A 21940-nucleotide genomic window follows, 5' to 3' on the forward strand; every position below is an offset into this window, starting at 1 on the left:
TCCTCATCCCTGGAATCCGGTCCTGGCCTGCAGCCGCACCCAAGTCCATGAGGCGAAGGCAAAGCAAGTTGCTGCGATCACCAGGGCGGACCATCCGTCCCAGTGCCATGACATCACCATCATGATCGTAGCGGTCAGCGTGAAGATGGCACAAGCGGCTGTCACCCTGGTATGCCCCAGACGACGGGCGGTGCGCTGGTAGGCGTGCGTGGTATGCGGCTGCCACCACGGCTCGCGAGACAGTACACGACGTGAAAGGGTGAAACCCGCGTCAACGCTGAACATGGTCAGCGGCAGCAGCACCAGGATCGGCGAGGCAGCCTGCGCGGCGGCCACCGCTGTAAGCGCTGCCAAGGCGTATCCCAGCGCACCGCTGCCGACATCTCCCAGGAAAATGCGCGCCCGCGGAAAGTTGAACGGGAGAAAACCCAGACAGCCCGCGCACAGCGTCAGCGCCAGCAGGGACCAGCCCGAAGGCAGCACCAGCGCGAACCCGGCCGCGGCGATCGCGGCCTGGCTCGCCGCCAGCCCGTTGATGCCGTCCATGAAATTCCAGATGTTGATCAGGCTGGCGGCCAGGACGAAGCCGGCCACGACCAGCCAAAATGCATACCCCAGCCGCCATAGCGCGATCGCCAGCAGCACGGCCGCGATCAGGTGGATGGAGAAGCGCAGCCGCGCCGAAAGCGGGCGATGGTCGTCCAGCCAGCCGATGCCGGCGACCAGGGCGAAGCCCACCGCGAACAAGACAATGGGTGTGCCCTGCCCGGCGTCCGCGTTCCAGGCCTGCCAGACGCAGCCCAGCACCACGACCGCCACGATGGCGATCCCGCCGCCGCGTGGGGTGGCGATCTGATGACTGCGCCGCTCGCCCGGGGCATCCATCAGCCCGCGCCGTAGCGCGTAGAGGCGCGTCAACCCGGTCAGGAGCGCGGCAAGCGCGGCCAGACCCACGCCATAGGCCAGGACCGGCATCAGACGACGGCGTAGTTCAGCAGCGGCTTGACCGTGCCCCACTCCTTGCAGCTCGGACATTGCCAGTGGTGGGTGCGCGCGCCGAAGCCGCAGCGCGTGCAGCGATAGCTGGGATTGCGCACCAGCAGCTGGTCGGTGATGTGCTTGAGGTCGTGCAGCGTGGCGTCCGCATCGGTGCCCTCGGACAGGGTCAGGTCGATCAGCGCCGCCTCGCCGCGCACCGAAGGCCGGTCCTTGAGCTGGCGCGCCAGGTAGACGCGCGCCTGGTGCAGGCCATCGTGGCGCTCGACCAGCCGGGTCAGCGCCAGCACCGGCGCGATGCCGCGGTAGTGCTCGCACATCTCCGACAGGAAGGCGCGCGCGCCCGGCACGTCGCCCACCTGCTCGTAGCTGGCCAGCAGCCCGGGCAGGATTTCGGGCAGGTAGTCCGGGTCGTGACGCGCGGCGCGCTCGAAGGCGCGGATCGCGGCCTCCGGGTGGCCGGCCTCGACCTCCAGGCGCCCTTCCAGGATACCGGCGCGCACGCTCTTGGCGTCGGCCTGATAGGCGCGCGCGACGGCGGCGCGCGCGGCCTCGACGTCATTGGCCGTGCGATAGCGCTCGGCCAGCTCGCACTGAAACATCGCCACCAGCTTGCCCATCGGCTCGCCGGTGACTTCCTCATAGCGCGTGGCGTTGTCGATCGCCTTCTCCCAGTCGCGTTCGGCCTGGTAGATGCTGATCAGGTGACGCAGCGCCTGTGGGGCGCGCTGGTCGATGCGCGCCAGGTCGGTGAACACCGTCTCGGCGCGGTCGAGCAGGCCTGAGCGCATGTAGTCCTCGCCCAGCGCCAGCAGCGCCTGCACGCGCTGCGCGTCGGTCAGGTCGTTGCGCTGGACCAGCCCCTGGTGCAGGCGGATGGCGCGATCGACCTCACCGCGGCGGCGGAACAGATGGCCCAGGGCGACCTGCGTCTCGAAGGTCTCCTTGTCCAGCTCGGCCACATGCAGGAACAGCTCGATGGCCTTATCGTTCTGCTCGTTGAGCAGATAGTTCAGGCCGCGGAAGTAAGTGCTGGACAGGTGGCTGACCTGGGTGACGTTGTGGCGCTGGCCGCCACGACGGCCGATCACCCAGCCCACCAGTGCCGCCAGCGGCACGAACAGGATGAACCAGAACCACTGGTCGAGGAATTCCATCGGGGGTCAGACTCCCGGACCCGGCGGCACCGCGTCGTTACGCGTGGCAGGGGCGCTGACGCGACCGGCCTTGCGCAGGCGTGCGTACAGCGGCCAGGCCACGGTGGCCAGCACGATCAGCGCGCCGATGCACACGCCGGCCAGCAGCGAGACGATGATGGCCGCGCCCGAGCCGGTGGAGATCTGCGTGACCAGCAGGTTGAGCGTGATGGGCTGGGTATTGAGGATGCCGATGATGAGCCCGATGGCCAGACAGACCAGGGCAATGATCAGGCGAACGATATTCATGGGATCCCTCCAGGAGGCGAATGGCGCCTAGCTTAGCCGAGGCAGCCAACTGGGGAAGGCTGGGCGTAAGCCCTTGTTGCGGAAGCGACGCTACGGCGCGAGTGGCGCGCTAGTCGCTGCCGATTTCTTCGATCGGGGCCACGGTGCTGACGCGTTCGCGCAGCTCCTTGCCCGGCTTGAAATGCGGGACATGCTTGGCCGGCAGGGCCACGGCGTCGCCGGTCTTGGGGTTGCGCCCCATGCGCGGCGGACGGTAATGCAGGGAAAAACTGCCGAAGCCACGGATCTCGATACGCTCGCCGCGGGTCAGCGCGCTTCCCATCATCTCCAGCAGCGACTTGACCGCCAGGTCGACGTCGTCCGGCTTCAGGTGCGGCTGTCGGCGGGTCAGAATCTCGATCAGTTCGGATTTCGTCATCGGCTGCGGGGTGCGCGTTGGGCATGACCATGGCCGGCCCGGACGAACCGGGCCGGCATGGTTTTCAAGCGTGTTGCGGGATTACTCGGACTTGCCGCCGTCCAGCTGCGCGCGCAGCAGCGCACCCAGGCTGGTGGTACCGGTGGCGGCCTCGGCGGCGGTCTTGTTGTACTCGGCCAGCGCCTCGGCGGTTTCCGCCTCGTCCTTGGCCTTGATCGACAGCTGCATCGTGCGGCCCTTGCGGTCCATGCCGATGAACTTGGCCTCGACCTTGTCGCCGACCTTTAGGTGCTGGCTGGCATCGTCCACGCGCTCGTGGCTGATGTCGCGGGCCGAGACATAGCCCTCGATCCCGTCGGCCAGCTCGATCGTGGCGCCCTTGGAATCGACTTCCTTGACGGTGCCTTCGACCTTGGAGCCCTTCGGATGCGAGGCCATGTACTGGCCGAACGGATCCTGCTCCAGCTGCTTGACGCCCAGGCTGATGCGCTCGCGCTCCGGATCGACGGCCAGCACCACGGCGTCCAGCGTGTCGCCCTTCTTGAAGTTGCGGGCGATGTCCTCGCCGGTCGAGTTCCAGCTGATGTCCGACAGGTGGATCAGGCCGTCGATGCCGCCGTCCAGGCCGATGAAGATGCCGAAGTCGGTGATCGACTTGATCTGACCGGACACCTTGTCGCCCTTCTTGTGGATGGCCGCGAAGGTCTCCCACGGATTGGCGGCGACCTGCTTCATGCCCAGCGAGATGCGGCGACGCTCTTCGTCCACGTCCAGGACCATGACCTCGACCTCGTCACCGACCTGCACGACCTTGGACGGATTGACGTTCTTGTTGGTCCAGTCCATCTCGGACACGTGCACCAGGCCTTCCACGCCCGGCTCGATCTCGACGAACGCGCCGTAATCGGTGACGTTGGAGACCTTGCCGAACACGCGGCTGTTGGACGGATAGCGGCGGGCGATGTTGTCCCACGGATCCTCGCCCAGCTGCTTCAGGCCCAGGCTGACGCGGTTGCGCTCGCGGTCGTACTTGAGCACGCGCACTTCCAGCTCCTGGCCGACTTCCACCACCTCGGACGGATGGCGCACGCGCTTCCAGGCCATGTCGGTGATGTGCAGCAGGCCATCGATGCCGCCCAAGTCGACGAACGCGCCGTAGTCGGTGAGGTTCTTGACCACACCCTTCAGCACCACGCCTTCCTGCAGCTTGTCCATCAGGGCCTCGCGCTCCTCGGAGTGCTCGGACTCGACGACGGCGCGGCGGGAAACGACCACGTTGTTGCGCTTGCGGTCCAGCTTGATGAGCTTGAACTCCAGCTCCTTGCCTTCCAGGTAGCCGGGATCGCGCACGGGGCGCACATCGACCAGCGAACCGGGCAGGAACGCGCGCACGTCCTTGATGTCGACGGTGAAGCCGCCCTTGACCTTGCCGCTGATGCGGCCGGTGATGGTCTCGTTCTTCTCCAGGGCTTCTTCCAGCTCGTCCCACACCATGGCGCGCTTGGCCTTCTCGCGCGACAGGACGGTTTCGCCAAAGCCGTTCTCGAGCGAGTCGAGCGCGACCTTCACCTGGTCGCCCACACCCACGTCGATCTCGCCGGCGTCGTTACGGAACTGTTCGATCGGCACGATGCCTTCGGACTTCAGGCCGGCGTTGATCACCACCACGTCGTTGCGCACCTCGACCACGGTGCCGACGACGATGGCGCCCGGCTTCAGCTTGGCCAGATGGGTCTGGCTCTGCTCGAACAGTTCTGCAAATGATTCGGTCATTGTTGATTACTCAGTTGGACACACGGACAGGTGCTCACCGCCTGCGCGGCCTCGCCCCTGTCCACCCGTTGCGGCACCAAGGTCGGCTGCCGTGTGTTGGTTGGTTGGATGACCACCCCGGCCGACATGGACGAGGTGGGGTTGATGTCTGCCGCGATCGACTCAGGCGGCGGGCGATGGCACCAGGGCCAGCACCCGCGTCACGACGGTCTCGATGTCCAGGCCGGTGGTGTCGATGAGGACGGCGTCTTGCGCCGGCCGCAGCGGCGCCACCGTGCGCTGGGCATCGCGGGCGTCGCGCGCGAGGATCTCGCGCAGCAGACCGTCGATTGTGACTGAAACTCCCTTTTCTTTCAACTGCTTATAGCGACGCTCGGCCCGCTCCTCGGCGCTGGCGGTCAGGAACACCTTGTAGGGGGCGTCCGGGAAGATGACCGTGCCCATGTCGCGGCCGTCGGCGACCAGGCCGGGCGCGGTGCGGAACGCCCGCTGGCGCTCCTTCAGCGCCGAGCGCACCTCGGGGATCGCGGCGATCGCCGAGGCCACCGTGCCGGTGGTCTCCAGGCGCAGTTCGTCGGTGGCGTCCACGCCGTTGACCAGCACCCGCATCTCTGCGCCGTCCTGGTCGCGGAAGCTGACGTGAGTGTCGAAAGTGCAGCGCACCAGCGCGGCGGCGTCGGACAGGTCCAGGTCGGCCCAGCTGGCCGCCACGCCGACCGCCCGGTACAGCGCGCCCGAATCCAGGTAGTGCCAGCCCAGCCGGGTCGCGGCCAGGCGGCTGACGGTGCCCTTGCCCGCCCCGGACGGACCATCGATGGTGAGAACGGGGACGGAGGCTGTCATCATGGGGCGGCTCGGCAGGGGAAACGCCGCATTATCGCCGACGCGCGCCTCCTCGCCGGCACCCTCCGCAGCGGACGCGAAGAAATTTCCGGCCAACTGCTTGAATCGACTCGGAAAGCCAGGCTAGAATGGCGGGCTTAGTAGGTTCCATCCCATTCCACGCCGAGGTTTTACGTCATGAAGGTCCTGTCCTCCCTGAAGTCGGCGAAGGCCCGTCACCGCGACTGCAAGGTGGTCCGCCGTCGTGGCAAGGTCTTCGTGATCTGCAAGTCCAACCCGCGCTTCAAGGCCCGCCAGCGCTGAGTTCCAGCGCTGTACGGTGCACCGGAAACCGCCCTTCGCCGGGCGGTTTTTTGTTGCGGTCGCTCTGCTATAAAGACGACCTTACCTGGGGGAACCTCGTGATGAAGCCTCGCATGCGCCTGCTGTCCCTGATTGCCCTGGCTGCGCTGGCCGGCCCGTCCGGCGCGGAGACCCTGCTGGTCGACCGGGCGCGCGATCCGGCCTCCAACCTGCCCGTGCGCGGGCTGACCACCAGCCAGGTGGAAGCCAGGTTCGGCGCGCCGCAGCAGCGCCTGGACCCGCGCGGCGGGCAGAAGCGCCAGTGGCCGACGATCAACCGCTGGGTCTACCCCAACTTCACCGTGTACTTCGAGAAGAACAAGGTGATCGACGTGGTGACCAACAAGGCCAGCCCCGGCGAGATCGGCCCCAAGCCGCCGATCCGCTGAAGCCGGTTCACGCGCGGCCTGCGATGCGCGGGCCGGCTTGCGGTCATCGCCCCGACGCGAGCACCGCATAATCAAGCAAGACCTGCCGGTGTGCGATCCCGGCGCAGCTGATGGAAAACCCGATGACCAATGTCCGTTTCCCCGCGGAGTGGGAACCCCAATCCGCGATCCTCATCGCGTGGCCGCATGCCGGCACCGACTGGGCCGCGCGCCTGGAATCGGTTGAGGAGACCTATATCGCGCTGGTGGCGGGCATCACCCGCTTCGAGCCGGTGGTGATCTGCGTGGCCGACGCGGACCTGCAGGTCTACGCCGAGGCGCGCCTGCGCTCGGCGCGCGTGGACATGGACCGCGTGCGCTTCGTCGAGGCGCCGTACGACGACACCTGGCTGCGGGATTCCGGCCCGATCAGCCTGCGCAGCGGCGAGGGCTTCAAGCTGATGGACTTCCGCTTCACCGGCTGGGGCGGCAAGTACGAGGCCTCGCTGGACGACCTGCTGGTCGGCGCGCTAGCCGGGGCCGGCGTGTTCCGCGATGCCTACGTGCAGCGCGTGGACTTCGCGCTGGAGGGCGGCGGCATCGAGACCGATGGCGCCGGCACCCTGCTGACCACCTGGCGCTGCCTGCACGAGCGCCATCCCGATGCCACGCGCGGGCAGATCACCGACACGCTGAAGACCTCGCTGCAACAGGAGCGTGTGCTGTGGCTGGACCATGGCTATCTGGAAGGCGATGACACCGATGCCCACATCGATACCCTGGCCCGCTTCGCACCGGGCGATGCCATCGTCTACCAGGCCTGCGACGACGCCGGCGATGCGCACCACGCCGAGTTGACCGCGATGGGCGATGAGCTGGCCGCGCTGCGCACGCCCGATGGCGCGCCCTACACACTGTATCCGCTGCCGTGGGCGCAGCCGATCCTGGACGACGGCCGTCGCCTGGCCGCCAGCTACGCCAATTACCTGATCCTCAACGACGCGGTGCTGATGCCCGCCTACGGCGACCCGGCCGATGGCCCGGCCGCCGAGGTGCTGGCCAAGGCCTATCCTGGCCGGGAGATCGTGCAGATCCCCTGCCGTCCGCTGATCTGGCAGAACGGCAGCCTGCACTGCGTGACCATGCAGCTGCCCGAAGGCCTGCTGGCCGCGTGAACCTGCGCCGTGCGGCTCGCGCCCGGCCGCGTGAGCGGCCTTGCGCGGGCGCAGGGCGTCCCACACATCCGCGTTACCATTCCTCTCCCCCTGCTGTCGCACTGCCGCCATGACCCGTCGCACCCTGCCCGTTGCCCTGATCCAGGAAAAGAACCACGGCGACGCCGAGGCCAATCTGACCGTGATCGAGCAGCGCGTGGCCGAGGCCGCCAAGCGCGGCGCCAAACTGGTGCTGCTTCAGGAGCTGCATAACGGCGCCTATTTCTGCCAGCACGAGTCGGTGCACGAGTTCGACCTGGCCGAGCCGATCCCGGGCCCGAGCACCGCGCGCCTGGCCGAGCTGGCCAAACAGCACAAGGTGGTGCTGGTGAGCTCGCTGTTCGAACGGCGCGCCGCCGGGCTGTACCACAACACCGCGGTGGTGTTCGACGCCGACGGCAGCACGGCGGGCAAGTACCGCAAGATGCATATCCCGGACGACCCGGGCTTCTACGAGAAGTTCTACTTCACCCCGGGCGATCTGGGTTTCAAGCCGATCGATACCTCGGTCGGCCGCCTGGGCGTGCTGGTGTGCTGGGACCAGTGGTACCCGGAAGGTGCGCGCCTGATGGCGCTGGCCGGCGCCGACCTGTTGCTCTACCCCACCGCCATCGGCTGGGATCCGGACGATGCGCAGGACGAGAGGACCCGCCAGCGCGACGCCTGGGTACTGAGCCATCGTGGCCACGCCGTGGCCAATGGCCTGCCGGTGCTCAGCTGCAACCGCGTCGGCCACGAGGCCTCGCCGCTGGGCGCCTCGGGGATCGATTTCTGGGGCAATAGCCATGTGCTGGGGCCGCAGGGCGAGTTCCTGGCCGAAGCCGGCGGCGAAGCAGAGATCCTCAGCGTCGAGGTCGACCTGCAGCGCAGCGAGCACGTGCGCCGCATCTGGCCGTTCCTTCGCGACCGCCGCATCGACGCCTACGGCGACCTGACCCGCCGTTACATCGATTGATGGCCCAGCGCGCGCCGTCCGCATGAACGCCGCGCTGCCGCGCATCCGACCCGTGCGCGTCGAGGACATGCCGGCGATCACGGCGATCTACGCCGCGCAGGTCGCCGGCGGCGTGGCCACCTACGAATACGACCCGCCGGACGTCGACGAGATGCGGCGCCGCATGCAGGCGCTGCTGGATCAGGGCTATCCGTATCTGGTGGCCGAGTGCGACGGTCGCGTCGCCGGCTACGCCTACGCCGGCAGCTACCGCGCCCGCAGCGCCTACCGCTTCACCGTGGAGAACACGGTCTACGTGGACACGGCCTTCCACGGCCGGCGCATCGGCAGCGCGTTGCTGCAGGCGCTGATCGAGGCCTGCACCGCGCGCGGCTTCCGCCAGATGATCGCGGTGATCGGCGACTCGGCCAACGCCGCCTCGGTGCGCTTGCACGAGCGCGCCGGCTTCCGCACCGTGGGCGTCTTCCAGGGCATCGGCCGCAAGCACGGCCGCTGGCTCGACCTGCTTCAGATGCAGCGCGCGCTGGGTGAAGGCGCTGCTGGCGCTCCTTTCGACGAGTAATCCATGACCGATTCCGATTCCACCGCCCTGCCCGCCACGCCTGCGCACGAGGAGGCGGCCGAACAGCCGCAGCGCGTGGTGCAACGCGATGGCGTGCGCTACACGCTGCTGGGCACCGCGCACGTGTCCAAGGCCAGCGTGGAGGCCGTGCAGCAGGCCATCGACAGCGGCGCCTACGACGCGGTGGCGGTCGAACTGGACGCCCAGCGCCTGCAGGCACTGAGCGATCCGGACGCGCTGGCCAAGCTGGATCTGGTGCAGGTGATCCGCAAGGGCCGCGTGGCGCTGTTCGCCGCCAACCTGGCGCTGGCCGCCTACCAGCGGCGCCTGGCCGAGCAGCTGGGCATCGAGCCCGGCGCCGAGCTCAAGCGCGCGGTGGACGTGGCGCGCGCGCGCGGGCTGGCCGTGCACCTGATCGATCGCGAGGTCGGCCTGACCTTCAAGCGCGCCTCGGCCAAGCTGGGCCTGTTCGGCAAGCTCAAGCTGGGCGCCGGCCTGCTCGGCGGCCTGTTCGCCTCCGACGAGGTGGGCGAAGCGGAGATCGAACAGCTCAAGCAGGGCGACATGCTCGAGGCCAGCTTCGGCGAGTTCGCCAAGGAGAGTCCGGCCCTGTACGAGGCGGTGATCGCCGAGCGCGACCGCTACATGGCCGCCAGCCTGCGCGAACAGGCCGGCGGCGCGCGCGAAGTGCTGGCCGTGGTCGGCGCCGGCCATCTGCAGGGCCTGGCCAGGCATCTGGCCGAGGACCAGGCCGACCCGGCCGTGGTGCGCAGCGAACTGGAATTCGTCCAGCCCAAGCGCAAGCTGCCCTGGATCATGATGCTGCTGAGCATGCTGGTGCTGGGCGGCATCGTCTGGGGCTTCTACAGCGGCGGGCTGAAGGTCGGCAGCACGCTGCTGGTGCAGTGGCTGCTGCTGACCGGCGGCCTGGCCGGACTGGGCTGCCTGGCCGCGGCCGGCCATCCGCTGAGCATCCTGGCGGCGATCGTCGCCGCGCCGCTCAAGCCGTTCCGCCCCGGCCTGCCGGCCGGCGCCTTCAGCGCACTGGTCGAGGTGCACCTGCGCAAGCCGGCCTACGGCGACTTCCTGGCGCTGCGCGACGATGCGCAGACGCTCAAGGGCTGGTACCGCAACCGCGTCTGCCGCGTGGTGCTGACCTTCATGCTGACCAACCTGGGCAGCATGGCCGGCTTCTGGATCACCGGCGTGCTGGTGGCGCGCAAGCTGCTGGGCTGAGGCGCCGCCCGGCGACGGACGCCGACCGGCACGGCGCTCAGGCCGTGCCGACCGCCGCCTCCTGCGGCACGCCGCGGGCGCGGCGCACCAGCCGGCCCATGCCGGCGCGCAGGTCGTCCAGGATCGCGTAGATCGTCGGCAGGAACAGCAGGCTGACCACGGTCGAGAACGCCAGGCCGCCGGCGATGGCGCGGGCCATCGGGAAGTACGGCGGGCCGTCGCCGCCCATCTGCGTGCCGCCCATGGCGATGGGCACCATCGCCAGGATCGCCGTGCCCATGGTCATCATGATCGGGCGCAGGCGCTCGCGGCTGCCTTCCACCAGCGCGTCGGTGCGGCTCAGGCCGCCGCGGCGCAGCGTGTTGATGTGCTCGATCATCACGATGCCGTTGTTCACCACCACGCCCATCAGCACAAGGATGCCGATGAAGGACATCACGCCGAAGGCGGTGCCGGTGAGCCAGAACAGCCAGAACACGCCGAAGATCGAGAACACCACGCCGGACATGATCGCCGCCGGGAACAGCAGCGACTCGAACACCGCTGCCATCACCAGATAGATCATCAGCAGCGCGATGACCATGTTGAACAGCATCTGCTGCATGGCCTCGCCGTCGTCCTGGTAATCGCCGCCGTCGAAGGTGTAGTGGTAGCCGGCCGGGAAGGCCATCGACTTGAGCACCGCCTCCATCGCCTCGCGGCCCTTGGGCGCGGTGACCTGCCCGGCCAGGTTGGCGGTGATGGCCAGCGTGGTCTGGCGGTTGCTGCGCGAGATCTGAGAGGCCGACGGCGCCATGTCGATGCTGACCATCGACATCAGCGGCACGCTGCGCCCGTCCTTGGCGCGCACCATGAAGCCCTCCAGGTCGGCGATGGTCGACTGCTCGGCGCCGGCGAAGCGCAGGGTCACCGGCACCTCGGTATCGCCGCGGCGCAGCTCGCGCAGCTTGCCGCCGCGCAGGGCGATGTTGACGAAGCTCGCCACGTCCTGGGCCGAGAAGCCGAACGCGGCGGCGCGTTCGCGATCCACGTGCACCTTCAGCTCGCTGCTCTGGTCGCCCGCGTCGATGCGCACATCGCGCAACTCGGGGCGGCTGGCCAGCGCCGGCAGCACATCGCGGGCGATCTCCTGCAGCACGGCGGTCGAATCGCCGGTCAGCTGCACCTGCACGCCGTTCTTGTTGCCGCCGCCGTTGCCATTGCCGCTGCCCATCACGATCTCGGCGCGCGCCGACTTGGGCATGCCCTTGCGCAGCAGCTCGACCCGGCGCTTGGTCTCGTCCGGATCGGTGGTGTCGAACTTGACCGAGCTCGAGGCGCCTTCGCTCTCGCTGAACCACGAATAGATCTGGGTGATGCCCAAGGCCTTGCGCTGGCTTTCCAGGTACTGCTCGGCGCGCGCGACTTCGGCCGACATCTGATCGCGCGTGTAGGAACCGCGGAACTGGTACAGCACCGAGGTCTCGCCTGCCTGCCCGCCGCCGAACATGTCCATCTCGGTCAGCTTCATCGGCACCAGGCTGGCGGCCACGATCAGCACGATGCCCAGCACGCTCCAGCCGCGGTGCTCCAGCGTCCAGCGCAGCAGGCGCGCATAGCGGCGCTGCAGCCACGGGATCAGGCCGCGCTCGGAGCGCAGCAGCGGCGGGGTCTTCATCCGCGCCGACAGCATCGGGATCAGGCTGATCGCCACCAGCCAGGAGGCCAGCAGCGAGACCGAGATGGTCACCGCGATCTGCGCCATGAAGATGCTGATCTGGTTGGTCTCACCGAACAGGTTGGGCACGAACACGATGCAGTGGCATAGCGTGCCGGCCGACAGGGCGATGGCCACGTGCCTGGTCCCGAGCAGCGCGGCCTTGACCGGTTCGCCCGGCATCTTCTCGCGCTCCTGGAAGATGCTCTCCACCACCACCACGGCGTTGTCGACCAGCATGCCGACCGCCAGCAGCAGGCCCATCATCGTCAGGATGTTGAGCGTGACCCCGGCGAAGTACATGAAGCCCAGGGTCATCACGAAGCAGATCGGGATGGCCAGGGTCACCATCAGCGTGGACGGCCAGTGGCGCAGGAAGAAGAACAGCACAGCGATGGACAGCAGCAGGCCGATCGCGCCGGCCTCGGCCAGTTCCAGCAGCGAGGAGGTGACGTTCTCGCCCTGGTTCTCCATCACCTTGATCTGCACGTCGGACAGCTCGGGCTGGGCGCGGATCGCGTCCACCTCGGCCAGCGCGTCGCGCGAGACCTGCACCAGGTTGGCGCTGCGCTCCTTGTAGATGTCCATGCCCACGGCCGGCTTGCCGTCCAGGCGGCGGCCGTAGTCCATGCGCGAGGGCTTGAGCTGCACGCTGGCGATGTCGCCCAGGCGCAGGCCGCTGTCAGCGATCACCAGCTCGCGCAGCTGCTGCAGGTCGGCGACCTCGCCCATCGGCTGCACGCGCAGGCGCTGGCCGTGGTCGTCGATCTGGCCGGCGGAGATCGAGAAGTTGGCCGCCTGCAGGCGCGTGGTCAGGTCGTTGAGATTGAGGCCGTGTGCGCTCAGGCGATCCGGCGCGATCGCCACCTCCACCTCGTTGGGCGCCGCGCCGGAGATCTCCACGCGCGCCACGCCGGGGATGCGCTCCAGCCGGCGCTTGAACTCGCGCTCGATCATGTCGTACGAGGCGGTCATGTCGCGATCGCCGGCCAGGCGCACGCGCAGGATCGGCTGGTCGCTGCTGGACCACTTGAACACCGAGTAGCGCTTCAGATCGTCCGGCAGGTCGCCGCGGATCGCGTCCAGGCGCACGCGCGCGTCGGAGGCGGCGATGGCGATGTCGCGGTCCCAGTCGCTGAACTCGATGAAGATGCTGGCCGCATCGGCGGTGGCGGTGCCGCGCAGACGCTTGATGCCTGGCATGATCGCCAGCGCCTCCTCGGCCGGGCGCAGGATGTTGCGTTCGACCTCCTCCGGCGTGGAGCCCGGATACGGAAGCTGCACGAACAGGAACGGCGCGGAGATGTCCGGGAAGGCCTCCAGCGGCAGCCGCACCGCCGCGATCGCGCCGATCACCAGCAGCGAGACGAAGCACATCACCGTGGTCACCGGCCGGCGGATGCTCAGCGCAGCGATGCTCATCCTTCACCTCGGCCACAGGCGTGGGGTCCCCGCGCGGGACCGGGGCGTCCAGGCAGGACTGGAGACAGGCGAGCGCGCGGCATCATGGCGTGCACACCGCCACGCGCATCGCGCGCTGGTCGATCATCAGCACGCTGTCCTTCAGGGCCAGTGCGCCGACCAGCAGCTCCGGGTAGCGATCGGACACCCGGGCGTCGAGATCGCGCAGGACCAGCCCACCGACCTGGACCGGCCCGTGCACGGTCGCCTTGCCGAGTTCGATCGCGGTGTGGCTCAGCTGGCCCGAACCGGCCTCGGCCAGCGGACCGGCCTCGATCTGATCGTAGAGCGCCTTGGGCAGCACCAGCGCCACGTTGGCGCCGGTATCCAGATTGCCCTCCAGCTGGCGCTCGCCGATCCGCACGGGGACGCGGAACGGCCGGGTGTAAGACAGCACGTCCGCCCGATCGCCGGGCAGCGACAAGCTGCGGCTGAAGGACAGCATCCGCGCCGGGTAGTCGATGATCAGCAGGCCGTTGGCGAAGAACTCGCGCGCGAGGATGCCGTCGAAGGCGGCTTCGTCCTTCAGTTTAGCGCGATAGTCGCGCGTGATCGCCTCGATGCCTGCGCGGCGCAGGCCGTCCAGCTCGAGCTTGTCGATACGGACCGTCTGCGCCACCGCGGTCTGCACGCCGTCCGAATTTCCGGACTGGCCCGCAGCGGGCAGATGCAGGCTTTCCGTCAGGCGCGCATCGGCCCGAGCCAGGCCGCTGGCGCCGGTGTCGACGGCGAAACGATAGCCCGAGCGGCCGTTGACCTTGGCGCGGACATAGATGCGCCCGTCCACCGTTTCGAAGGGCACATGGACCAGCAGCTGGTCGCGGGCGGCAGAGGCCAGCGAAGGACAGGGATCGCCCTCGCCCGCAGGCAGCTGTGCCCACCCCGCGCCGCTGAGCATCATCAGCCCGGCCAACAGCGGAAGCGTGCTGAGACTAGGCCAGTGGCGAGGCGTTCGAGAAGCTCTGAACATGCTGTGACTCCAAGGATGGGGATGGGGGATCGGGCGCGGCAGGGATCGGCGATGGCGAGGCGAGCTCAGGACGCCACGACCGCCGCTTCCGCGCCCGGCTCGTCCACCGTGCGCACCGCGCCGCGCCGGTCCAGCAGGTCGTAGACGACCGGGATCACCAGCAGGGTCAGCAGCGTGGACACCAGCAGGCCGCCGATCACGGTGATGGCCATCGGCGCGCGCACCTCGGCGCCTTCGCCGGACGCCAGCGCCAGCGGCAGGAAGCCCAGCAGCGTGCACAGGGTGGTCATCACGATCGGCCGCAGGCGCGAGCGCGCGCCTTCCACCAGCGCCCGCCGCTTGGCCATGCCGGCCGCACGCAGCTGGTTGACCGAATCGATCAGGATGATGGCGTTCTTGGTCACCAGGCCGACCAGCAGGATCAGGCCGATGAACACCACCACCGACACCGGCGAGCCGCTCAGCTTCAGCGCCAGCACCGCGCCGACCAGCGCCAGCGGGATGGTGAACAGGATGACGAAGGGATGCAGCAGCGACTCGAACTGCGAGGCCATCACCAGATACACCAGGAACACCGCCAGCCCGAAGGCGAACAGCAGCGAGCGCACCGAATCGCCCAGCTCCTCGCCCTGCCCACCGATATGCATCGACACGCCGGCGCCCAGCGGATGCGCGGCGGCCAGCGCCTGCACCTCGCGCACCGCACCGCCAAGGTCGATGTCCTTCAAGCCGGCCGAGACGATCGCTACGCGGCCCTGATCGGCGCGATGGATCTCGCTGGGTCCGGTGGTGGCGATGACGTCGGCCACCGCGTCCAGGGTGACCGGCCGGCTGCTGGAGGGATTGACGATCAGCCGGCGCACGTCCTCGACCGAGGCGCGGTCCGAAGCCTGCGCGCGTACCAGCACGTCGATCTTGCGATCGCGGAAGCTGTAGCGCGTGGCCACCTCGCCGCGCACCTTCTGCACCACCGCATCGGCGACCTGGCGCGTGGTCAGGCCCAGCGCGCCGGCGCGCTCCTGGTCGAAGCGGATCTGGATCTCGGGGAAGCCCTGCTCCACCGTCGAGCGCACATCGGTGTAGTGCGCATTGCCGCGCAGCAGCTGGGCCAGGCGCTGACCGGCGACCTCCAGCGTGGCCAGGTCCTGGCCGCGCAGCTCCACTTCCAGCGGCGTGGACAGGCTGAACAACGCCGGCCGTGCGAAATCGACCTGCGCGCCCGGCCAGGCCTGCATCGAGGCGCGCAGCGCCTCGGTCTCGCGCGCCTCGATCTGCGGACTGCCACCATCGGCCATGACCACGGTCAACTTGCCGATGTTCTCGCCGCTCTCGGTCGGGTTGGCATCCAGCCGCGTGCCGCTGCCGCTGACGCCGAAGATGGCCGCCACGCCGGCGTCCTTGACATGCTGTTCCTGCAGCGAGCGCAGCACCGCGTCGGTGTCGCGCAGCGGCGTGCCTGGGGGCAGCTTGACCGTCATCTCGAAGCGGTCCTGCGCCAGCTGCGGGATCAGGTCGGTGCCCAGGGTCGGCACCAGCGCCGCGGTGCCGGCCAGCGCCAGCGCGGCCAGGCCCAGCACGCGCCACGGGCGGGCCAGCGCGGCCGGCAGCAGGCGCAGGTAGCCGCGCTCCAGCCAGCCGTAGGGCTTCATCGCCACCGTGCTCAGCCGGCGCATCAGCGGTGCGATCAGGAACACCGCGCCCCGCCCCAGCCTGACCAGCAACCAAGCCAGCCCGAACACCGCGCCGCGCACCGCCGCGCCGATGCCGCGGCCGCCCAGCGCGAACGGCTTCTGCCAGCGCGGCTCCGGCTGCCAGCGCGGATGCGGCGCCTCGGTGGCGAAGCCCAGCGGCGCACGCCCGCGCAGCGAGCTCAGCATCGGGATCAGCGTCATCGCCACCACCAGCGAGATCGCGATCGCGATCGCCACGGTCAGCGCCTGGTCGCGGAACAGCTGGCCGGCGATGCCGTCGACGAACACCAGCGGCAGGAACACCGCGATCGTGGTCAGCGTCGAGGCGACCACCGCCATGCTCACCTCGCGCGTGCCGGCGATCGCCGCCTGCACGATCCCCAAGCCCCGCTCGCGCGCCTTGGCGATGCTCTCCAGCACCACGATCGAATCGTCCACCACCAGGCCGGTGGCCAGCGCCAGGCCGCCCAACGACATCACGTTGAGGCTCAGCCCCAGCCGGTCCATGAAGAAGAACGTGGCCACGATCGACACCGGCAGCGACAGGCCGATCACGAAGGTGCTCCAGCCATCGCGCAGGAACAGGAAGATCACCAGGATCGCCAGCAGGCCGCCGATCACCGCGTCGCGCTTGACCTCGCCGATGGCGTGTTCGATGAAGCGCGACTGGTCGTCCAGCGTGTCCAGCGAGACATCGGCCGGCAGCTGCGCGCGCAGGCGCTCCAGCCGCTGCGACAGCGCCTTGGCGGTGGCCACGGTGTTGGCGTCGCCCTCCTTGTAGATGGCCAGCTCCACCGCCTCGCGCCCGGCCAGGCGGATCACCGCCTCGCGTTCCTTGTAGCCCTGGCGCACGGTCGCCACATCGCGCAGCCGCACCGGCATGCCGCCAGCGACGGCGGTGCTGCTGGAGGAAGACGCGCTCTGCACCGAGGCGGCGGCGGCGAGCACTTCGGCCGAGCCGCTGGAGGCGGCGATGGCGGCCATCTGCGCGGCCGCGTTGGCCGCGGCGTTGTCGCCGCCGCTGCGCGTGGTCAGCAGCAGGTCGCCGATGTCCTCCACGTTGCCGAACTGGTTGACCGTGCGCACCAGATAGCGCTGCGTGCCCTGCTCCAGGCGACCGCCGGACAGGTTGACGTTCTCGGCCTTGAGCCGCTCGATCACGGTGGACAGCGGCATGTGCAGCTGGGCGAGCTTCTGCTGGTCGATATCGACCTGCACCTCGTCCTCCAGGCCGCCGCCGACCTTGACCGCGGCCACGCCGCTGACCGGCTCCAGCTTCTTCTTCAGGTCCTCGTCGGCGAAGCGACGCAGCGCCACCAGCTGCCGCTGCGCGGCCAGCGCGTCATCGGCCGGCACCTTGGCCGACAGCGCCAGACGCATGATCGGCTCGGTGGACGGATCGAAGCGCAGCAGCACCGGCGCGCTGGCCTCCAGCGGCAGCTGCAGCGCCTCCAGCTTGTCGCGCACCTCCAGCCCGGCCTGGTCCATGTTGGTGCCCCAGGCGAACTGCAGCACCACATCGCTCTGCCCGGTGCGCGAGACCGAGGTCAGCCGGCGCAGGTTCTTGACCACGCCCACCGATTCCTCGACCGGCTCGGACAGCAGCGTCTCGATCTCGGCCGGCGCCGCGCCGGTGTATTCGGTGCGCACCGTCAGGGTCGGATAGCTCAGGTCCGGCAGCAGGTTGACCTTCAGGCTGCGCAGCGCGATGACGCCGAACAGCAGCAGCGTCACCGTCACCATCGCCACCGTCACCCGGCGCCGCACCGCCAGGGCGACCAGACCGCCGCCGGCGCCGGTCTCGTCGTGCGCGTGCTCCCCATTCCCCGTGTGCATCGCGACGTCCTCAGCGCTTGCCGGCCAGCGCGACCTGCGTCGCCGGCGCCGGCGGCGCCTCGATCACCGTCACCGCGCTGCCGTCGCGCAGGGCGACCTTGCCGGCGGTCACCACCGCATCGCCCACCTTGAGCCCCTTGCGGATCTCGACCCAGGCGCCATCGACATAGCCCGGCTCGACCGCGGTGCGCACCGCCTTGCCGGCGCGCACCAGGTAGACCGCCGGATCGCCATCGTCCAGCAGCGCCGCGCGCGGGATCACCAGCGCGTCGGCGCGGTGGTCGTACTCGATCCGCAGCCGGCCGAACATGCCCGCCTGCAGCTGGGTGCCACCCTCAAACGCGCACACCACGCGGAAGGTGCCGCTGCCGGCGTCCACCACCGGTGCGACACGATCGACCTTGCCGGTGAACGCCTTGCCCGGCAGCGCATCGGCCTGCAGGGTCACCGGCTGGCCGGCGCGCAGCGTGGCCAGTTCGCGCTCGGGCACGTTGAGCGTGGCCTCCAGCCGCGAGCGATCCACCAGGCGGATGATCGGCGTGTTGATCTGCACGAAGTTGCCCGGCTTGATCGAGCGCGAGGCGACCACGCCGGAGATCGGCGCCACCACCGTGGTGTAGGACAGCTCCAGCCGCGCCAGGCGGTTCTGCGCGCGCATGTTCTCCAGGTCGTAGCGCAGCTGGTCGACGTCGTTGGCGCTGATCATCTGCTGGTCGACCAGCTTCAGGGCGCGCTGGTAGTTGTTCTCCAGCTTGCGCATCTGCGCCTCGGTCTGCGCCACCGACAGCCGCGCGCGGTCGGCGTCCAGACGCACCAGCGGCTGGCCCGCCCGGACCTCCTGACCCTCCTCCACCAGCACCGCCAGGGCCACGCCGGAGGTCTTGGCGATGACCTGCGACTCGGCGCGCGGCTCCAGCGTGGTGGTGCCGGCGTAGCTGGCGGCCACGGCGCGATGGGTGGCCTTGACCGCTTCCACCGGCACGGCGTCGGCCGCTTTTTCTTTTTCCTTGTCCTTGTCCTTGCTCTTGTCGGCCTTGGCGTCGGCGGCCTTGGGATCGGCACCCTGCGCGCTGCCGCAGCCGGGCAAGGCGGTGATCAGCGCCAGCGCGAGGGCGGCGGCCCCCAGGACGGTGGCGGGACGGGCATGGGCGGACTTGGACATGGCGATGCGTCGCTGTTGGTGTTGTAGGCAACTACACCACCAAAACAACAACTCGCCATGCGCCGAAGGTCATGGTGACCTGTGTCCTTGATTGCCCATCCCACCGCACGCGCGCCGGCAGCACGGCGCCGCGCGAATCGCGCGTAAGTTGTTGCGCTGCGGCATTTTTTCCGCTGTCGCGCGCTTGCCGGAGACGCTGAACGGCAGGCTATACTCGCCACAAGCCAAGCGCCGCGGATGGGACGGGGCGCGCGCGAATCCCGGAACACGACATGACGCGATCGTTGTTGCTCGCCGCCTGTTTTGCCCTGCTGTACGCCGGCGTGTCCGGCACGGGCCAGGCCCGCCAGGACGCCCCGGCCCCGGCTCCGGCCGCTGCCCCGACTCCCGCACCCGCCGCCACCCCGCGCGGCAACGCCGCCGCCGGCAAGCAGCTGTCCTATACCTGCCAGGGCTGCCACGGCGTCATCGGCTACAAGAACGCCTACCCCAACTACCACGTGCCGCGCATCGGCGGGCAGTCGGCCGAGTACCTGGCCCAGGCCCTGACCGAGTACAAGGCGGGCAAGCGCAAGCATCCGACGATGCAGGCCCAGGCCCAGAGCTTCTCCGACCAGGACATCGCCGACCTGGCCGCCTACCTGTCCAGCCTGAAGTAAGCCGACCATGCGCACCGCCTTCGCTACGCGTCTGACCTTCGCCCTGGCCGCCGCCCTGGCGCTGGGCGCCTGCACCAAGCTCGAGTCCACCGACACCGCCGCGGCCGATCCTGGCCATGCCAGCGGCGAGCACGGCAGCGCCTCCTCGGCCGGCCTGCCGCCGGGCAACATCGCCGCCGGCGAGAAGAAGTCGCAGGAAAAGGGCAAGGCCACCGGCCAGAGCTGCATCGACTGCCATGGCGCCGAAGGCGACAAGCCGATCGCGGCCACCTACCCGCATCTGGCCGGCCAGTACGCCGACTACCTGGCCCACGCCCTGCAGGCCTATCGCGCCGGCGATCGCCAGCACGCGCTGATGACGCCACAGGCCAAGGACCTGAGCGACCAGGACATCGCCAACCTGGCCGCCTACTTCTCCTCGCGCAAGGGTGAGCTGCGGGACTTGCACGGGTTGGATTGAGGCTCCGAGGGCGGCCCAGCCGGTTAAGCCGCTTCTCGCCGAACGGTTGCCGTCAGCCCGCGTCACGACGGGCGCAAGCCGCTTTCAAATCGCCTGGCCTCTGGCCTAAACGCAGCCGACCAACCTTCTACCGTCGTTCCCGCGAAGGCGGGAACCAGTGGCTTTCGCGCCGAAGCGCCAACCACCTGTGGCTCGCCTCGCGGGATAAAGGCTTTGCGCCGGTCCGCTTCATAGGAAGCGAAAAGGGAGAAGTAACAGCACCTCTCCCCAGCCCTCCCCTTCGCCTTCGGCGAAAGGGAGGGGGCCAAAGCGCTTGGTGCTGTGGTTCCAAGCGCGAAGCGCACGACCCAGGACTTCGGCGGGCGAAGCGTTTGGCTTTTGAGTTCCATAAGCCGAGCGCTCAGCAGTGGACTCACGCTCCGTGACAAATGGTGCGAGAGCTGGCGACCTGGTGCCCCTCCCTTGCGCGAAGCGCAGGGGAGAGGTCGGGGCTTCCCAATCAACGCTCAGCCGTCAGGCACCATCTCTGCCCCCGAGAACACGGGAACCAGCGGCTTCGAGCGACGAGATATTTCGCGAGAGCGACCGCCTTTAGGCTCCCCGCCCCTCAACTCCCCACCGGAATCGGATTGCGCTTGACCGGGATGTCCGGCGGCGGCCGCGCCGTGGCGGGGTGGTCGTTGAGGTTGGGGTCGTAGACGCCGCAGGCGCCGCCGGCCTGCAGGATCGACACCACGCACTTGATGCGCTTGGACGTGCCGGGGATCGGGATCTCCAGGTCCTGGATGCCGGCGCGGACCCAGTCCTGCAGCAGGGTGCCGCCGGGCATCCAGTACTTGTCGAACATCGTCGGCTCATAGCCGAACGCCGGACGGTCCAGCCAGGTGCCGGCGTTGTTCGCATCGATCTTGGCCTGCTGGCGCGAGCCCGGCGCGCCGGGGCGGTCCGAGCGCCCGCTGCCTGACGCATCCGGCAACTTGACGCTGCCGTCTGCGTTGAATAGCCCCTGCAGGCCCTGCCCCGCGCTGCCCTGATTACCGGCCTGCGCGTTGCGCGAGGCGCCCCAGTCGTCGGCGCGCGTCTGGCCCGGCGTGCCCCACTCGTCCGCGGCACGTGCACCCGCGCCTGGGCTGCTGGCCTGACTGCCGGCGGTCTGGCCGCCCTGCACCGGCGACGGCGGCGCGCCGCTGTTGGTGGCCGTGTTGGAGGCTTGCTGGCCGGTCTCGGCCGCCGCTTGGCTGGCGCGCTCGGCCTGGCCCTGCTGGGCCTGCGGGCTGCCGGCGTTGGCCGCGCTGGATGCGGCCTCCGCAACGGACTGGGCCGGCGCGGCCGGTGCGGGGGCCGCCGGCATCGGGATCTCGCGCACGCGGGCCTGGGCCGGAGTCGAGGCCGGCAGTTGCACCGGCGCCGGCTCGGGACTGCGCAGGGCCTGCAGCGCCGGCGCCTGCACCTGGGGCACCGGCTCGGGATTGGGGATCTCGCGCTGGCGCACCTGTGTGGGCGGCGCGGCCGGCGCCGGCAGGTCGACCGCGCGCGGGGCGACCTGTTGCACGGCCACGGGCTGCTGGGTCTGCACCGTCTCCACCTCGCGCACGCGCGCGGCCGGCGGCTGCCACTGCACCTGGGGCGCGGGCAACTGCACCTGTGGCGGCGTCGTCGGCGGCAGGATGAAGGTCTGGGTCGGCTGCGCGGTCTCGGTCACCTGCAGCGGCTGTTCGACCGGCGGCGTCGGCGGCGCTGGGGTTTCGGGCTGCGGCGGGGTGGCCGGCTGCTCGGCCGCCTGCGCCGACGCGGGCTGCGCGGGGGCCGGCGCCGCGGCCTCGGGCGTGGCCGCCGCAGGCGCGGGCCGGCTC

General features: G+C 69.5%; 17 protein-coding genes and 2 pseudogenes. 8 read left to right on the top strand and 11 right to left on the bottom strand.

The features are described from left to right. Nucleotides 1–3 precede the first annotated feature (3 nt). From EAT51_RS19645 to cmk, 6 genes are all read right to left on the bottom strand, one after another. Nucleotides 4–975: an MraY family glycosyltransferase gene (locus EAT51_RS19645; RefSeq protein ID WP_130518815.1), complete on the bottom strand. Its 972-nt coding sequence runs from the start codon at nucleotides 973–975 to the stop codon at nucleotides 4–6. Next, on the bottom strand, nucleotides 975–2153 hold the full coding sequence (lapB, locus tag EAT51_RS19650) for a lipopolysaccharide assembly protein LapB (protein WP_130518668.1): 1179 nt from the start codon (nucleotides 2151–2153) through the stop codon (nucleotides 975–977). Before lapB ends, EAT51_RS19645 begins: the two co-directional genes overlap by 1 nt. Nucleotides 2154–2159: 6 nt before the next feature. Then, a complete protein-coding gene (locus EAT51_RS19655) occupies nucleotides 2160–2441 on the bottom strand; it encodes a LapA family protein (RefSeq protein ID WP_130518670.1) in 282 nt (93 codons plus the stop codon). Nucleotides 2442–2550: 109 nt separating this feature from the next. Then, nucleotides 2551–2859, bottom strand: coding sequence for an integration host factor subunit beta (locus tag EAT51_RS19660; protein WP_130518672.1), 309 nt, complete (start codon nucleotides 2857–2859; stop codon nucleotides 2551–2553). A gap of 81 nt (nucleotides 2860–2940) precedes the next feature. After that, a complete protein-coding gene (rpsA, locus tag EAT51_RS19665) occupies nucleotides 2941–4632 on the bottom strand; it encodes a 30S ribosomal protein S1 (RefSeq protein WP_130518674.1) in 1692 nt (563 codons plus the stop codon). Nucleotides 4633–4794: 162 nt separating this feature from the next. Continuing rightward, nucleotides 4795–5475, bottom strand: coding sequence for a (d)CMP kinase (gene cmk, locus EAT51_RS19670; protein ID WP_130518817.1), 681 nt, complete (start codon nucleotides 5473–5475; stop codon nucleotides 4795–4797). Nucleotides 5476–5652: 177 nt separating this feature from the next. On the opposite strand from cmk, the gene ykgO reads away from it, so the two are divergent. The 6 genes from ykgO to EAT51_RS19700 all read left to right on the top strand — a co-directional run bounded on the left by ykgO (nucleotide 5653) and on the right by EAT51_RS19700 (nucleotide 10152). After that, the gene (gene ykgO, locus EAT51_RS19675; RefSeq protein ID WP_010342887.1) at nucleotides 5653–5778 is read left to right on the top strand and encodes a type B 50S ribosomal protein L36; all 126 of its coding nucleotides are present in this window, start codon (nucleotides 5653–5655) and stop codon (nucleotides 5776–5778) included. Between the two features lie 101 nt (nucleotides 5779–5879). Continuing rightward, nucleotides 5880–6206 carry a hypothetical protein gene (locus tag EAT51_RS19680; protein ID WP_130518676.1) on the top strand — a complete coding sequence of 109 codons (327 nt, stop codon included), beginning with the start codon at nucleotides 5880–5882 and terminating at the stop codon, nucleotides 6204–6206. Between the two features lie 122 nt (nucleotides 6207–6328). Continuing rightward, entirely contained in the window at nucleotides 6329–7360 is a 1032-nt protein-coding gene (locus tag EAT51_RS19685; RefSeq protein WP_130518678.1) for an agmatine deiminase family protein, read from the top strand. A gap of 109 nt (nucleotides 7361–7469) precedes the next feature. After that, on the top strand, nucleotides 7470–8354 hold the full coding sequence (locus EAT51_RS19690; RefSeq protein ID WP_130518681.1) for a carbon-nitrogen hydrolase: 885 nt from the start codon (nucleotides 7470–7472) through the stop codon (nucleotides 8352–8354). Between the two features lie 22 nt (nucleotides 8355–8376). Next, nucleotides 8377–8916, top strand: a complete 540-nt coding sequence (locus EAT51_RS19695; protein ID WP_130518683.1) for a GNAT family N-acetyltransferase — start codon at nucleotides 8377–8379, stop codon at nucleotides 8914–8916. Nucleotides 8917–8919: 3 nt separating this feature from the next. Further along, nucleotides 8920–10152: a TraB/GumN family protein gene (locus tag EAT51_RS19700; RefSeq protein ID WP_130518685.1), complete on the top strand. Its 1233-nt coding sequence runs from the start codon at nucleotides 8920–8922 to the stop codon at nucleotides 10150–10152. 37 nt (nucleotides 10153–10189) lie between these two features. Here EAT51_RS19700 and EAT51_RS19705 read toward each other — a convergent pair whose 3' ends face one another. The 4 genes and pseudogenes from EAT51_RS19705 to EAT51_RS19720 form a co-directional block, all read right to left on the bottom strand. Continuing rightward, nucleotides 10190–13270, bottom strand: coding sequence for an efflux RND transporter permease subunit (locus EAT51_RS19705; RefSeq protein WP_130518687.1), 3081 nt, complete (start codon nucleotides 13268–13270; stop codon nucleotides 10190–10192). Between the two features lie 82 nt (nucleotides 13271–13352). Continuing rightward, on the bottom strand, nucleotides 13353–14222 hold the full coding sequence (locus EAT51_RS19710) for an aspartyl protease family protein (protein WP_205953557.1): 870 nt from the start codon (nucleotides 14220–14222) through the stop codon (nucleotides 13353–13355). 179 nt (nucleotides 14223–14401) lie between these two features. After that, nucleotides 14402–17806: pseudogene (locus tag EAT51_RS19715) on the bottom strand (efflux RND transporter permease subunit); the annotation flags it as partial. A 10-nt stretch (nucleotides 17807–17816) separates the two neighbouring features. After that, complete coding sequence (locus EAT51_RS19720; RefSeq protein ID WP_130522442.1) at nucleotides 17817–18968, bottom strand: efflux RND transporter periplasmic adaptor subunit; 1152 nt, start codon at nucleotides 18966–18968, stop codon at nucleotides 17817–17819. A 272-nt stretch (nucleotides 18969–19240) separates the two neighbouring features. Here EAT51_RS19720 and EAT51_RS19725 point away from each other — a divergent pair, with 272 nt between their 5' ends. Together EAT51_RS19725 and EAT51_RS19730 are read left to right on the top strand one after the other, a co-directional pair. Further along, on the top strand, nucleotides 19241–19627 hold the full coding sequence (locus EAT51_RS19725; protein ID WP_130522441.1) for a c-type cytochrome: 387 nt from the start codon (nucleotides 19241–19243) through the stop codon (nucleotides 19625–19627). Between the two features lie 7 nt (nucleotides 19628–19634). After that, complete coding sequence (locus EAT51_RS19730) at nucleotides 19635–20087, top strand: c-type cytochrome (RefSeq protein ID WP_130518693.1); 453 nt, start codon at nucleotides 19635–19637, stop codon at nucleotides 20085–20087. Nucleotides 20088–20694: 607 nt separating this feature from the next. Here EAT51_RS19730 and EAT51_RS19735 read toward each other — a convergent pair. Then, nucleotides 20695–21940 (bottom strand): annotated as a pseudogene (locus tag EAT51_RS19735) (transmembrane repetitive protein); the annotation flags it as partial.

Origin of the sequence: Pseudoxanthomonas winnipegensis, assembly GCF_004283755.1 — a bacterium.
Lineage (GTDB): Bacteria > Pseudomonadota > Gammaproteobacteria > Xanthomonadales > Xanthomonadaceae > Pseudoxanthomonas_A > Pseudoxanthomonas_A winnipegensis.

Bases quoted from the DNA above. Each gene is read 5' to 3' on its own strand.
- EAT51_RS19720 (WP_130522442.1), bottom strand. From the start codon at position 18,968: ATGTCCAAGTCCGCCCATGCCCGTCCCGCCACCGTCCTGGGGGCCGCC.
- EAT51_RS19680 (WP_130518676.1), top strand. From the start codon at position 5,880: ATGAAGCCTCGCATGCGCCTGCTGTCCCTGATTGCCCTGGCTGCGCTG.
- EAT51_RS19655 (WP_130518670.1), bottom strand. From the start codon at position 2,441: ATGAATATCGTTCGCCTGATCATTGCCCTGGTCTGTCTGGCCATCGGG.
- cmk (WP_130518817.1), bottom strand. From the start codon at position 5,475: ATGACAGCCTCCGTCCCCGTTCTCACCATCGATGGTCCGTCCGGGGCG.
- EAT51_RS19645 (WP_130518815.1), bottom strand. From the start codon at position 975: ATGCCGGTCCTGGCCTATGGCGTGGGTCTGGCCGCGCTTGCCGCGCTC.
- EAT51_RS19660 (WP_130518672.1), bottom strand. From the start codon at position 2,859: ATGACGAAATCCGAACTGATCGAGATTCTGACCCGCCGACAGCCGCAC.
- rpsA (WP_130518674.1), bottom strand. From the start codon at position 4,632: ATGACCGAATCATTTGCAGAACTGTTCGAGCAGAGCCAGACCCATCTG.
- lapB (WP_130518668.1), bottom strand. From the start codon at position 2,153: ATGGAATTCCTCGACCAGTGGTTCTGGTTCATCCTGTTCGTGCCGCTG.
- EAT51_RS19695 (WP_130518683.1), top strand. From the start codon at position 8,377: ATGAACGCCGCGCTGCCGCGCATCCGACCCGTGCGCGTCGAGGACATG.
- EAT51_RS19700 (WP_130518685.1), top strand. From the start codon at position 8,920: ATGACCGATTCCGATTCCACCGCCCTGCCCGCCACGCCTGCGCACGAG.
- EAT51_RS19690 (WP_130518681.1), top strand. From the start codon at position 7,470: ATGACCCGTCGCACCCTGCCCGTTGCCCTGATCCAGGAAAAGAACCAC.
- EAT51_RS19705 (WP_130518687.1), bottom strand. From the start codon at position 13,270: ATGAGCATCGCTGCGCTGAGCATCCGCCGGCCGGTGACCACGGTGATG.
- EAT51_RS19730 (WP_130518693.1), top strand. From the start codon at position 19,635: ATGCGCACCGCCTTCGCTACGCGTCTGACCTTCGCCCTGGCCGCCGCC.
- ykgO (WP_010342887.1), top strand. From the start codon at position 5,653: ATGAAGGTCCTGTCCTCCCTGAAGTCGGCGAAGGCCCGTCACCGCGAC.
- EAT51_RS19685 (WP_130518678.1), top strand. From the start codon at position 6,329: ATGACCAATGTCCGTTTCCCCGCGGAGTGGGAACCCCAATCCGCGATC.
- EAT51_RS19725 (WP_130522441.1), top strand. From the start codon at position 19,241: ATGACGCGATCGTTGTTGCTCGCCGCCTGTTTTGCCCTGCTGTACGCC.